10 protein-coding genes are annotated in these 12433 nt (G+C 57.5%); all 10 read right to left on the bottom strand.

The window, feature by feature from the left end; translation table 11 throughout:
- Position 1: 1 nt before the first annotated feature.
- Positions 2 to 1084, bottom strand: coding sequence for a chemotaxis protein (locus B3X29_RS03075; protein WP_103823129.1), 1083 nt, complete (start codon positions 1082 to 1084; stop codon positions 2 to 4).
- A 43-nt stretch (positions 1085 to 1127) separates the two neighbouring features.
- A complete protein-coding gene (locus B3X29_RS03070; protein ID WP_290503544.1) occupies positions 1128 to 2027 on the bottom strand; it encodes a helix-turn-helix transcriptional regulator in 900 nt (299 codons plus the stop codon).
- Between the two features lie 204 nt (positions 2028 to 2231).
- Positions 2232 to 3479, bottom strand: coding sequence for a capsule biosynthesis protein (locus B3X29_RS03065; protein ID WP_290503543.1), 1248 nt, complete (start codon positions 3477 to 3479; stop codon positions 2232 to 2234).
- 85 nt (positions 3480 to 3564) lie between these two features.
- On the bottom strand, positions 3565 to 5568 hold the full coding sequence (locus tag B3X29_RS03060; protein WP_290503542.1) for a capsular polysaccharide biosynthesis protein: 2004 nt from the start codon (positions 5566 to 5568) through the stop codon (positions 3565 to 3567).
- Positions 5569 to 5618: 50 nt separating this feature from the next.
- Positions 5619 to 6167 (bottom strand): dTDP-4-dehydrorhamnose 3,5-epimerase, encoded by a 549-nt coding sequence (gene rfbC, locus B3X29_RS03055; RefSeq protein WP_032175613.1) that lies wholly within the window; start codon positions 6165 to 6167, stop codon positions 5619 to 5621.
- Between the two features lie 52 nt (positions 6168 to 6219).
- Positions 6220 to 7092, bottom strand: a complete 873-nt coding sequence (gene rfbA / locus B3X29_RS03050) for a glucose-1-phosphate thymidylyltransferase RfbA (RefSeq protein WP_059308801.1) — start codon at positions 7090 to 7092, stop codon at positions 6220 to 6222.
- Positions 7093 to 7239: 147 nt separating this feature from the next.
- On the bottom strand, positions 7240 to 8127 hold the full coding sequence (gene rfbD / locus B3X29_RS03045; protein ID WP_290503541.1) for a dTDP-4-dehydrorhamnose reductase: 888 nt from the start codon (positions 8125 to 8127) through the stop codon (positions 7240 to 7242).
- Entirely contained in the window at positions 8127 to 9212 is a 1086-nt protein-coding gene (gene rfbB / locus B3X29_RS03040) for a dTDP-glucose 4,6-dehydratase (RefSeq protein WP_290503540.1), read from the bottom strand. The genes rfbD and rfbB overlap by 1 nt, the downstream gene beginning before the upstream one ends.
- A gap of 145 nt (positions 9213 to 9357) precedes the next feature.
- Positions 9358 to 10380, bottom strand: a complete 1023-nt coding sequence (locus B3X29_RS03035) for a glycosyl transferase group 1 family protein (RefSeq protein ID WP_032656632.1) — start codon at positions 10378 to 10380, stop codon at positions 9358 to 9360.
- The gene (locus B3X29_RS03030) at positions 10368 to 12377 is read right to left on the bottom strand and encodes a glycosyltransferase family 2 protein (protein WP_290503539.1); all 2010 of its coding nucleotides are present in this window, start codon (positions 12375 to 12377) and stop codon (positions 10368 to 10370) included. Before B3X29_RS03030 ends, B3X29_RS03035 begins: the two co-directional genes overlap by 13 nt.
- Positions 12378 to 12433: the final 56 nt, after the last annotated feature.

Below are 12433 nucleotides of genomic sequence, written 5' to 3'. Positions count from 1 at the left end.
GTTAGGCTTTCGCTAAAAAGCGAACATACTCCTGGTCTGAGGTTTCCAGGGCCTTATCCAGCGCCTGTTTGTTCAACACGTTGATGCCGTTTTCATCCACTTCCAGCTCAATAACGCCCTCGTCATTGATAACCGCCTCGTTCTGGGCGTTGGTCACCGGTTTGAACAGTGGGGTGGTGATGACATCGGTCATGATGGCGGCGAGCATGTACCCGTTTTGAATCGCCCGCAGGACGGATTCCGGTTCATTAATCTCTTTCTGACCTGCCGTGATTTTTTGATGGGTTGCTTTCAGGATGTCAAAATAGTCAGCGAAGGTGTCGTGCATGCGTACCAACGCGTGGTAAATGTTATCGACGTAGTGGTTCACATTTGCCAGATGCGCTTCGGCCTGATCCATCTGCGTGATGGCCTTGCGCACCTTACGCGCCATCTCCTGGGCATTTTCCAGCGCCTTCTCAGCATGATTGTTGTAGGCCCAGCCCATAATAGCTATCAGCGGGGCTACTACAGCGCCTCCCAGCACCATTGCACCGCCGGCCATTCCCCAGCCGCCAGCCGCCAGCGATCCGCCACCGATCGCAGCCATCGTGGCATTATAGGCAGCGGCGCCAGAGAGGGCGGCAATCGGCGTTCCGGTAGAGGCCGCCGCAAATGCCATCACCCCGCTGTAGACGGCAAACCCCGCTGCGGCACCAGAAGTACCTGCCCCAATGACAGTACCCAAAAACTCCGTCGCGGAAATAGAGAGTTTTTCAATCTGATTCAGACGATGCTGGGGAACCTGTACATTCAGATCTGTTTGTCCCTCTCTGGCCATTTTCTCTAACAACGCTTTAGCGATGGTATTGAATTCCTTAAATTCAGTACCAATTTGCAGTTCTTTCTCGCCCAGGCGTTCAAGCTTCTGTGAAGAGAGAGTATTAGCCGCCTCGAAAGTCTCCTTACGATTATCAAACCGTTCCTGTGCGCCATCGAAAATATCGTTAGCTTCGGATTTTTTTTGGTAGCCGTCGTACGCTTTTTTCCCGCCAAAGGCGGTCGCCGCTGCCGCAACGCCCAGAATGATAAAAGGTAATGCCATCTGTATTTCTCCGTTGTGTGTCGTCTGTAATGCAACGTCCGTCTTAATCCACAGACTCAGGGGTCGCTGCCAGGTAATCATGTAAAGTTTTTAAGAACGTGGCCTTCAGCCATGCCGGTTCCAGCACCTCGATGTTAGGCAGCCAGTAGAAGAGCAGCGGCAGGATCTGATTTTCATGTGCGGCATGGCAGCGCAGGGTGATGCCGTTTTTATCTTCCGCCAGAATTTCCTGGCCGGGCAGCAGATTGCGGCGTTTAAAATAGTGCGCAATAGTGGCGGGAATAAGCACATCCACTTCGAATGTCTCTTCGCTGACCCACGGGTCGGGATTTTTTTCCAGCAATTCGAGGGTGTCATTATCTGGCGAGAAGGTTTCGCTGCGAATATCCAGCCACTGAATAAGGCTTAAAGAAAACGATTTCAATCTGCCATCTTCGGTGGCTTGTAAATACCATATATTTTTTTTGTTAATTATTTTATAAGGGTTAACCTGGCGCGATTTTCCTTTATAGAGGATCTGGCAAATCTGCTGGCCCTTAATCGCCTTCTCAAAGGCCGCAAGCTGCGCGTGAATATCCCATTTTTCTTTCCGCTCGGCCTCGTTGCCGAGGATCATAATATGGTTTTCCTCCACCCGTGACTCCAGTTTCTGCCAGAATTCACGCCCTTTATCAGGAAAATAGTCATCCACATTCAGGAAGTTAGCAATGACGTGATGCAGCCCCGGTCCGGTGTGTCCTTGCGGGGAATGAATAAGCCGGTACAGCCCGTTTCCGGTGTACTCCACAATTGGCGAGAGTGCATTCAGATCGCGATAGACGGTGCGCTCAGTAATATTAAATTTATGCATCAATGCCTGGCGGTTAACCACGCCGTGTAAATGAAGCTCCAGCAGAATATCTACCAACCTTTCAGCCGAGCGACTCCTGGTCGGAATTGTCATATAGCTTTCCCGTGATTTAAAACATTGCTGTGAATTACGCCGGTGCGTGCTGACAAAATATGTCAGTGCAAAAAGCGGCGTGAAAATTTGTCTTAGGTTATAACGGCCAGATTAGGGGTAAACATTAGTTATTTTTACAACGAGGGGATAAAAGCGAGGGGCAGATCGGATCCGCCGGGGCAATCTCCCCGGCGTAGGGGTGAATTAGCGTTCGAGTTCGGAATCGGTAATGGAACCCGGCAGGGGGAGTTCGGTCGGAACGTTAAGCCAGTCGGACTTACCGTAAAACACGGCGTTGATCTGCGTGTTGTAGAGCAGGTGGGTACGAAAACGCTGGAACAGCTGCTTGTCAGGCGCGAAATCCGCTCGCCAGAACTGGTTCAACGGCCCCTGCCAGGTTAAGCCTTCGATGTCGTACAGCGCTTTGCCCATCACCTTGAGCGGCTTGTTGTGGATAAGCGCCGACAGCCCTGCAGTGCTGTTAACGGTGATCACACCCCGGGTGTGGGTCAGCAGGGCGGGCAGGGAGAGATCGTGGATATAGATCACCCGGTCAGCCGTAATGCCGTACTTCTCGCACAGCGTATTAATCAGCACGCCATAATAGCGATGACCGCGATCCATAGGGTGGTGCTTGAACACCAGATGGCGTTCTTTTGGCGCATGGCGGGCGAACGAGCGGATCACGGTTTCGATATAGTCACGCACGTCTTTATACGGGCTGTGATGAATGATCTGGCTGTCGTTGTAGACCTGCAAAATCGCCAGGTAGTAAGCGTTGTCCAGCGTTTCGGTGATATGCCGCAGCATGTGGCGCTCCTTCCAGCGATACCACAGCTTACGGCGGCCGGCACGGAACCAGCAGCGCATCTCATACCACGGGGAGAACGACTTGTGGTGGCGGTAGCCGCGATAGCGATGGCGACCAAACCAGCCCGCCGCGTAGTAGAGCATGGCGTGGGCGGCACGGTTAAAGGCGCTGGGCTTCCACGGCGTCGGGGTTTTCAGCTCCGGCAGCGGCTGCTCGCGATAATATTTCGCATCGATGGGCATTGAGGAGAAGGCGTTCACGCCCCCTTTTTCCAGGGTGATATAAAATGGCCGGAAATACCCCTCCTCAAAGGCGAGAAAGTCGATGGCTTTGCCGCGCGCCCACTTCTTCGCTTCGACATGCATCGGGCGGCAATCCCCGAAGCAGACGATGGTGTCGAAGGGGTAGATTTTATGCAGGTCGCGCAGCCAGAAGGCAAAATTTTTCACCGGACCGGTGTAGTGCAGCGACGTCTCTTTCGCGGCATACCAGGCGTCTCCGGCGTTAAAGCAGACCTGCTTTACTTCGCGGTGGCTGTGCTGCAGCCAGGTCGCCAGACGTGAAAAGCAGGGGCCCATCGGTCCTTGTAGTAAAAGATATCGACGGCCATTTAGCAGGTGGCGGATAGCTTGCTCTTCCATTATTTTTCCCAGATCGGTCCGTTGATGAAGAGTGAGTAACGGCTTGATGACCGCTTTTCTTTAATAAATCAGGATAAATAGTTTGCTAGCGAAGTGTCTGAACGAGATAGCTCAGTTTGAGCTGCCAGCGCTGCCAGCGGCTGGCTTTTTGCGATAAGGAGTGACCCTGCGCGGCCAGCTGGCGGATCAACTGCTCCGGGCTCATCCACAGCCCGCTCTGCCAGTCGATATAGCGCGGGTAGGCCACCAGCGTCAGATAGACCAGCGCCGCCAGCGAAAGAGGGCGCTGACGACGCGGGGCGGGATGCCTGTCTTCGGTGAGCCCCCAGCCGCTGTAGAACGGCTGGCCCCAGGTGGTGACCTTCACCCCCTGCACCAGTGCTTCAAAGCCGCTCAGCGAGGTCATGGTGTGCAGCTCATCCACATGGGGATAGAGACTGGTGAGGCCCAGATCCAGCACCTGGCTGTCGACGCAGCTTGCCAGGCATTTGGCAGAGATAGCCCCGGCCCGGTTGCCTGCCACCACGTCCGGGTGCGGTTTAAACAGGATATGCGCCTCTGGTCTGGCGTCACGTACCGCCCACAGCAGCGCTTCGTTGCTGCGGATGACCGGGCTGCCGGTGAGGATCGAGGCATCGCCATCCACCTGGCCCACCACCAGCACCAGAGAACGGCCATCACCGGGTGGGGTGAAGGGCTGTACGGTGCCGACGTTATATTTGCTCACCCCGTGCTGGCGGAGCAGATCCACCAGCGTCTCGCCGCGAGCCAGCTCCTGGTCGGTAAGCTCATGCTGATTTAGCAACTGCTCCAGCCCGCTTGGACGGCGACTGTCGAAGTAGATCCCCACCGGGTCGATGGAGAGCGACGAAGGGCGGCACAGATTCGAGCCCAACCCCCGGGAGCGGATAAAACCATCTTCCACCCGGATGGCGCTGTTGAGTTCAGGATGACGGCTGCCCCACACCAGCACCTGTTCGTCGGCGGCCAGCGTTTCAGGCAGTTTGCGCACAAAGCGCAGCTCTTCGGCCAGCGGCTGGCAGAAGGCGCGCATAAAGGCGCGCTTCCACAGCGAGAAGCCCACCATATAGAGACGGCGATAGCGCGGGGCGGGATTCTGCTGACCGGCAATAATGTCGAGTACCTGCTCCACTTCGCAGCGCTGGCCCAGGATCGGGTCCAGATAGCGCGGGTAGAGGATCAGCGCCGCCGCCACCAGCTGGGGCAGGGCGATCGGCCCCTGGCGACGCGGGCAGGTTTTGCTGTCGTGGGTCAGCCCCCAGCCCGCATAAAACGGCATGCCGAAGCAGTAGACCGTTTTCCCGAGCAGCAGCGCTTCAAAGCCCATCTGGGAGGAGACGGTATAAACCGCCTCTACGCTGTTCAGCAGGGCATGGGGATGGCAGTGTTCGGCCACCACCTCCACATCGTCCAGCGCCAGCCGCGCCAGCACGCCGCTTTTTTTACCCAGCCGGGTATCCGGGTGGGTGCGCAGCAGCAGGCGGGCATCGGGGTGGTTACGTCGGGCCGCCGCCACCATTGCGACAAAATCGTCTTCGCTTGCCAGCGCACCAGGAATGGAGAGATCCCCCGCCACCTGGTCAATCAGCAGCACTTTCGGGCGCGGGTCGTTATGCAGACGGGCCGCCAGCGTATCCGGCAGGCCGCTGCCTGCGGCATAGCAGTTGTACTTGGTGATGCCAAGACGCAGCAGTTCAGCTGTGAGCGCTTCGGCACGCGCCAGCATCTTGTCATCGCAGGGGGTCGCGATCAGCTCTTCAAGGCGGCTCGGCTGGCGGGCATCGTAGTAAATTCCCACAGGATCGGCGATCAGGGAGACGGCTTTGCCCCCCCTGGCGGGATGGCCAATATACCCGATAAAGCCATCCTCAAGCTGCCAGTACGGCAGGCCTAGATCGTGGGCTTTTTGTCTGATTTGGCGGGTATTGGCTTTTTGGCCCCAGCCGACCAGGACATCGTCTTGCGCCAGTGCTGTGTTGGTTTTAAAGGCGTGTAACGGGTGGCCCAGCATCGGCTCAAGCTGCGCTTTTCGCGCCAGGATCCCGGCTGAACCTGTATAGAATGTCATGTGCGCTCTGTGCATCAGAAAACGCCCCGCGTCACTGCGGGGCGTAGGACTCAGAAGTACTCTGCGTCAGGGAAGGATTTGGCAACGCTGTCTTTGGCGGAGGTGAGGATCTCGCTGTCGATTTCTGGCCAGGTAATACCAATGGTCTCATCGTTCCAGCGGATGCCGCGGTCGCTCTCCGGCGCGTAGTAGTTGGTGGTTTTATACAGGAACTCTGCGGAGTCGCTCAGGGTCATAAAGCCGTGGGCGAAACCTTCCGGGATCCACAGCTGGCGCTTGTTCTCGCCAGACAGATGCACACCCACCCACTGACCGAAGGTCGGGGAGCTTTTACGGATATCCACCGCCACGTCGAAGACTTCACCCGCCACGCAACGCACCAGTTTGCCCTGCGCATGTGGCGCCAGCTGGTAGTGCAGGCCACGCAGAACGCCTTTTGAGGATTTAGAGTGGTTGTCCTGCACGAAGTTGACGCTGCGGCCAATGGCAGCTTCGAACTGCTGGTGGTTAAAGCTTTCGAAGAAAAAGCCACGGTCATCGCCAAACACTTTTGGCTCAAAGATAAAGACGTCGGGGATTGCGGTCTGAATTACGTTCATGATTACGGCCTGATTGATAAATGGGGCATGACGCCCCAGGTGTTAATGGTGACTACTTGAGCATTTTCAGCAGATATTGCCCGTAAGCATTCTTCGCCAGCGGTGCAGCTAACTTGCGCACCTGGTCGGCATCGATAAACTTCAGACGATAGGCAATCTCTTCAGGACAGGCCACTTTCAGCCCCTGACGGGTTTCAATGGTCTGGATGAAGTTGCTGGCCTCAATCAGGCTCTCGTGGGTGCCGGTATCAAGCCAGGCATAACCACGACCCATCATGGCGACCGACAGATCGCCCTGCTCAAGGTAGATACGGTTCACGTCAGTGATTTCCAGCTCGCCGCGCGGGGATGGTTTCAGGCTTTTGGCAATCTCAACCACGCGGTTGTCATAGAAGTAGAGACCGGTTACCGCATAGTTGCTCTTCGGTTCCAGCGGTTTCTCTTCCAGAGAGATGGCGGTGCCCTCATGGTCGAACTCCACCACGCCATAACGCTCAGGATCGTGTACATGATAGGCAAAGACGGTAGCGCCCGCAGGTTTGGCGGCGGCGGCTTCCAGCTGTTTTTGCAGGTCGTGGCCGTAGAAGATGTTGTCGCCCAGCACCAGCGCACAGTCGTCGCCGCCGATAAACTCTTCGCCGAGGATAAAGGCCTGCGCCAGGCCGTCCGGGCTTGGCTGCACTTTGTACTGCAGGTTCAGGCCCCACTGGCTGCCGTCGCCCAGCAGCTGCTCAAAGCGCGGTGTATCCTGCGGGGTGCTGATGATCAGGATGTCGCGGATACCGGCCAGCATCAGGGTGCTCAGCGGGTAGTAGATCATCGGCTTGTCGTAGATTGGCAGCAGTTGTTTGCTCACCGCCATGGTGACCGGATAGAGACGAGTCCCTGACCCACCGGCCAGAATAATACCTTTACGCTTGTTCATAATCCTTCATTTCTTCTGTTTTGCTCGGGAGGGCGGCGTACCGCCATCCGGCATCTGTTTGATTGCTGTAGAGGGAGCTAAACGAGCCGCTCCCTGACAAAGGTCCGTGTCGATAAAACAAGGCATGCATAGCATACCCTGTTGCATTTACTTTCCAAGAATTTCGGCAAGCATGCGATCGACGCCGATGGTCCAGTCCGGCAGCGTCAGCCCGAAGGTGCGCTGGAACTTGCTGGTATCGAGGCGTGAGTTATGCGGACGTTTTGCCGGCGTCGGGAACGCGCTGGTCGGCACTGCGTTCACCTGGGTGACCGCCAGCTCAACGCCTGCCGCCCGTGCAGTCGCGAAGACCCGCTGGGCATACTCGAACCAGGTGGTGGTGCCGGAGGCGATCAGGTGATAAAGGCCGGCGACCTCCGGCTTATCCTGGGCGATACGGATCGCATGCGCCGTGCAGTCGGCCAGCAGCTCTGCCCCGGTCGGCGCGCCAAACTGATCGTTGATCACCGACATTTCGCTGCGCTCTTTGCCAAAGCGCAGCATGGTTTTGGCGAAGTTAGCGCCACGGGCGGCATAGACCCAGCTGGTGCGGAACACCAGATGACGGGAGCAGAGCGCAGCAGCCTGCTCGCCCGCCAGCTTGGTTTCACCGTAGACGTTCAGCGGTGCAGTCTGGTCTGTCTCGACCCAGGGTTTTTCACCGCTGCCATCGAAGACGTAGTCGGTGGAGTAGTGCACCAGCCAGGCGCCCAGCGCCTCGGCTTCTTTAGCGATGGCGGCTACGCTTGTGGCGTTGAGCAGCTCGGCAAAGTCGCGCTCGCTCTCGGCTTTATCCACCGCGGTATGGGCGGCGGCATTGACGATCACGTCCGGCTTCAGCAGACGCACGGTCTCAGCCACGCCTTCAGGGTTACTGAAGTCGCCGCAGTAGTCGGTGGAGTCAAAATCCACCGCGGTGATGCGACCCAGCGGCAACAGCGCGCGCTGCAGCTCCCAGCCCACCTGGCCATTTTTACCGAACAGCAGAATATGCATCAGTTACGCTCCTGATAGTTCTTCGCGATCCAGTCCTGATAACTGCCGCTTTTCACGTTGTTGACCCACTGCTGGTTATCCAGATACCACTGCACGGTTTTGCGGATACCGGACTCGAAAGTTTCCTGCGGCTGCCAGTTCAGCTCATGGCTCATTTTGCTGGCATCGATCGCGTAGCGACGGTCGTGGCCTGGGCGGTCAGTCACGTAGGTGATCTGGTCGCGGTAGGAACCGGTTTTCGGCACTATCTCGTCGAGCAGGTCGCAGATGGTGTGGACCACATCCAGGTTCTGCTTCTCGTTATGGCCGCCGATATTGTAAGTCTCGCCCACCACGCCGGTAGTGACCACGGTGTAGAGCGCACGGGCGTGATCTTCCACATACAGCCAGTCGCGGATCTGATCGCCTTTGCCGTAGATGGGCAGCGCTTTGCCATCCAGCGCATTGAGGATCACCAGCGGGATCAGCTTCTCAGGGAAGTGATACGGGCCGTAGTTGTTGGAGCAGTTGGTGACGATGGTCGGCAAACCATAGGTACGACGCCACGCGCGCACCAGGTGGTCGCTGGAGGCTTTCGACGCCGAGTACGGGCTGCTTGGCGCGTACGGCGTGGTCTCGGTAAAGAGCGGAAGCTCACTACCCGCACTCACTTCATCCGGGTGCGGCAGGTCGCCATACACTTCGTCGGTGGAGATGTGGTGGAAACGGAACGCCTGCTTGCGGGATTCATCCAGCTCGCTCCAGTAAGCGCGAGCCGCTTCCAGCAGCGTGTAAGTGCCAACGATATTGGTTTCGATAAAATCAGCCGGGCCGGTAATGGAGCGATCCACATGGCTCTCGGCGGCCAGATGCATCACCGCATCCGGTTTATGGGTGGCAAAGACCCGATCCAGCTCTGCACGATTGCAGATATCCACCTGTTCGAAGGCGTAACGGTCGCTCGCTGCGACCTCGGCCAGCGATTCCAGATTGCCCGCGTAGGTAAGCTTATCAAGGTTGATCACCGCATCCTGCGTATCCCGGATGATATGGCGAACAACAGCAGAACCGATAAAACCGGCTCCACCGGTTACAAGGATTTTCATAAGCGATTTTTACTTTTCTATTGAATGAAATGGTCACCAGAACACAATCTCTGCTATCCGTTCAGACCGTGTTTTAGCGGCAGGCAGTCTGAAATACAACGCCTGTTACAGGGTGGAAATCATTATTTCCCTTGCCGTCCCGTTTTTAACTGATTAACGAGTACGAGTATTCCTTCGCATTTTTCGCCAGCGTCTGACGTTTTTGCCCGGAATTCACCAGCAGCGCCAGGGTATCGATCCACTTCTGTGGATCGTTATTCAGCAGCACGCCATTGATATTTTGCTCTATAAAGTCACTGTAGGGCGCGCAGTTGCTGTAAACCCCCACTGCGCCCATGCGAACGAAATCATAAAATTTTACCGGCCCGCGCGCCATATTAAACTCTGACGCCAGTAACGGCGCCAGACCGATATCGATTCGGTGATGCTGGGTGTAATCCAGATAGTTCTGCCAGCTCATGGGATGCAGTACCGTCACGCGCGGCAGATCGCGATAGAGCTTATAGATTTCGTGTTCGCCAAAGATTTCGAAGCTGGCCTGCGGGCACTGGGCCAGCACCCCGTCCATCACCTCACGCAGCCAGTACTTTTCGGCCTGGTGCGAGCTGGAGCCGTGGTAAGCAATTTTTACCGGTTGCTTAACGGCCAGCAGCAGCGGCGTGGGCTGCGCGGGCACCACATCGGGGTTGAGGTGGGCATATTTACTGGCCAGGTAGGGCGTCGACACCCAGATACTGTCGCAGTGCGAGGTGATCCAGCGATGCTGGGCCGCAGAACGACGAATGATCTTCGTCCGGTAGGCTTTGGGAAGTGCGCCTAACGCGGACGGGTCAAACAGATCGTCATCCATGAAGTAGACCACCTGGGAGAGATCGTCGATGTTGCGCGCAATTTCGCGCTGCCACTCGGCGGAGATAAAGCGGATAACCACAATGGCCGCTCCTTTATCCACGTCGATAGTGGGCGTAGTTAAGGTATCCACCAGCTGACAGACCGCGCCGGGAAAGCGACTCCGGATGGCCGCTTCAAAATAGGCCAGCGTCGGTGAATTCCCTTCATGCAGAATCAACAGAGAGCGGCACGCCCAGTTGTCAGCAGGCGTCTCGCTGCTTTGCTTATTCAACTTCAGATACGGTTTAAAGAGTGCCTTTCTGATCAGTTCGTCCATGGCAGCACCACATTAGGAGCATGACTTAATGAGAAATCGGGTCGGTCATAGCTCAGGTTGGGATTGTATGCGGGATCGTGTGTGAGCCGCTGCGCCCAGCGTTTTTTCATATAGCGCAGCTCACCCTGGGAGCGCGCCAGCTGTTCTGGCGTGACATCTTTGCCGCGGGAGACCGACTCGTGGTGATACAGCTCGGCAAAGGGCGTCCAGACGATACGCCAGCCAGCCTCGCCGACCCGCAGACAGTAATCCACATCGTTAAAGGCCACCGGCAGGTTAACTTCATCTAAGCCGTTAAGGGATAAAAAGAGCTGGCGATGGGTGAGCAGACAGGCCGCCGTTACGGCGGAGAGCTCCTGGGCGCTCACCGCCCTGCGCTGGTAGCCGGGTTCATCGGCGGCCAGCCCACTGTGAAAATGGTCGGCGCAGCCACCCGGCCCGACGGCATCGCCCGCATGCTGGACCCGGCCATCGCCGTAGAAGAGCCTTGCCCCCACGATGCCGACGCCCGGGCGCAGCAGGTGGGAGACCATCTCATCCAGCCACTGCGGGTTAATCACCTCGGTGTCGTTATTAAGCAGGCAGATAAGCTCGCCCGTGGCCTCGCGCACCCCCGCATTGTTGATCGCAGAGTAGTTAAACGGATGATCCCAGGCGATAACCCGCACCCCGTACTGCCGGGTAATGTAGCCAAAATAAGCCAGCGTGTCGGGATCGTCGCTCTGGTTATCCATCACCATGATTTCGATATTCGGGTAACGGGTGTGCTGCACCAGGCTTTCGATACACGGCCTGAGATGCGCCAGACCGTTGCGGGTGGGGATGATCACCGACACCCGGGGAAGCTGTTCCGGCAGCGGCCAGCGCCAGCGGCAGATGCCGTGCGGAGCTGACTCCAGCGTTACCCCGACGGGTAAATCTTGCAGCTGGTTTGCCAGGGTTTCGTAGCCATCGTGCTGCACCAGCGCGTCCGGGACGTGCATCAGTAGGGCGGGGATATGCGCGATATCTTTGGGCGCGAGCTGCCGGGCCAGCTGCAACCAGCCGCGGTAGTTTTCACCCCCGTCCTGCGGGATGGCGAAGGTACCCTGTTCCCGCCAGAGGCCACTCCAGCCGACATAGTTCTGGCTGTGCAGCAGGGTTTCGTTCCAGTCCGGTTTGAAGTCCGGCGAGTGGCGTTTTCCTTTTTCATCCAGCAGATCGTGATCGCCGTAGATCCATTTTGCCTCTGGCGTCTGGCGTAGCTGGTGCGCCAGCCACACTAATGCGGCCGGAGCGAGTTCCGCCCCAACCGGAATGGCCCACTGCCATTCTCCCTCTGGCCTTACACTATCAGAGGGGTGCTCCAGCACGGTGATATGCGTGGCCGGGTAACAGAGTGTCGCGATGCTGTCGAGCGTGCGCTGGCGTGATGCCTCATCGCCGCCGTTCACCAGATGCAGGCAGACGCGGGGCAGGTTGCCCCAGCGGGCCAGCAGGCGATCGATCAGACGGCGTTCACCGGGCTGCACGATATCGAAATTCGCCAGCCAGTGTTCATAGGCGTGCAGCGGCCTGTCGTCGCGGATTTTGCCCACCAGCGTGTAAGCCTGCTGTAAATCGGTAAACCACAGGTGCCACGACAGCCCCAGACGTTTGCGCTTTTGCGCATTCAGGCGCTGATAAAAAGGCCACACCCGGCGCAGACGGCGCCAGAGGCTGTTTGCTGCCGACACCTGGGCAAAACGGGCAATGTTAAGCTCACATTCCGCCCCTTCGCTGCTGGCGAGCAGCCCCACCTGAGTGGCGCCCACCGGCAACCAGACTAGCTCCTGCAGGGTACCGCGGCGGGTGATAGGCAGGATCTGCTCATGCCAGACGCCCTGACACTGCCAGCGCAGGCGGGTTTCACCCCGCGGCTGACGGGCACGCAGGGTGCCCTGGATCAAAAACCAGCCCGCACGGGATAAAGAAGAGTCTGGCAGCGCCAGAGGGTGCCAATGGTAATCGCTTTGCATGAGTGGATTCACTACCCGGAAGCGGGTGAAGCCCGCTTCTGACTCCTGTCGAAATA

The organism is Leclercia sp. UBA5076 (genome assembly GCF_002416465.1).
Lineage (GTDB): Bacteria > Pseudomonadota > Gammaproteobacteria > Enterobacterales > Enterobacteriaceae > Enterobacter.
Note: the sequence above shows the minus strand (reverse complement) of the source record. Positions and strands in the feature narration are given on the sequence as shown.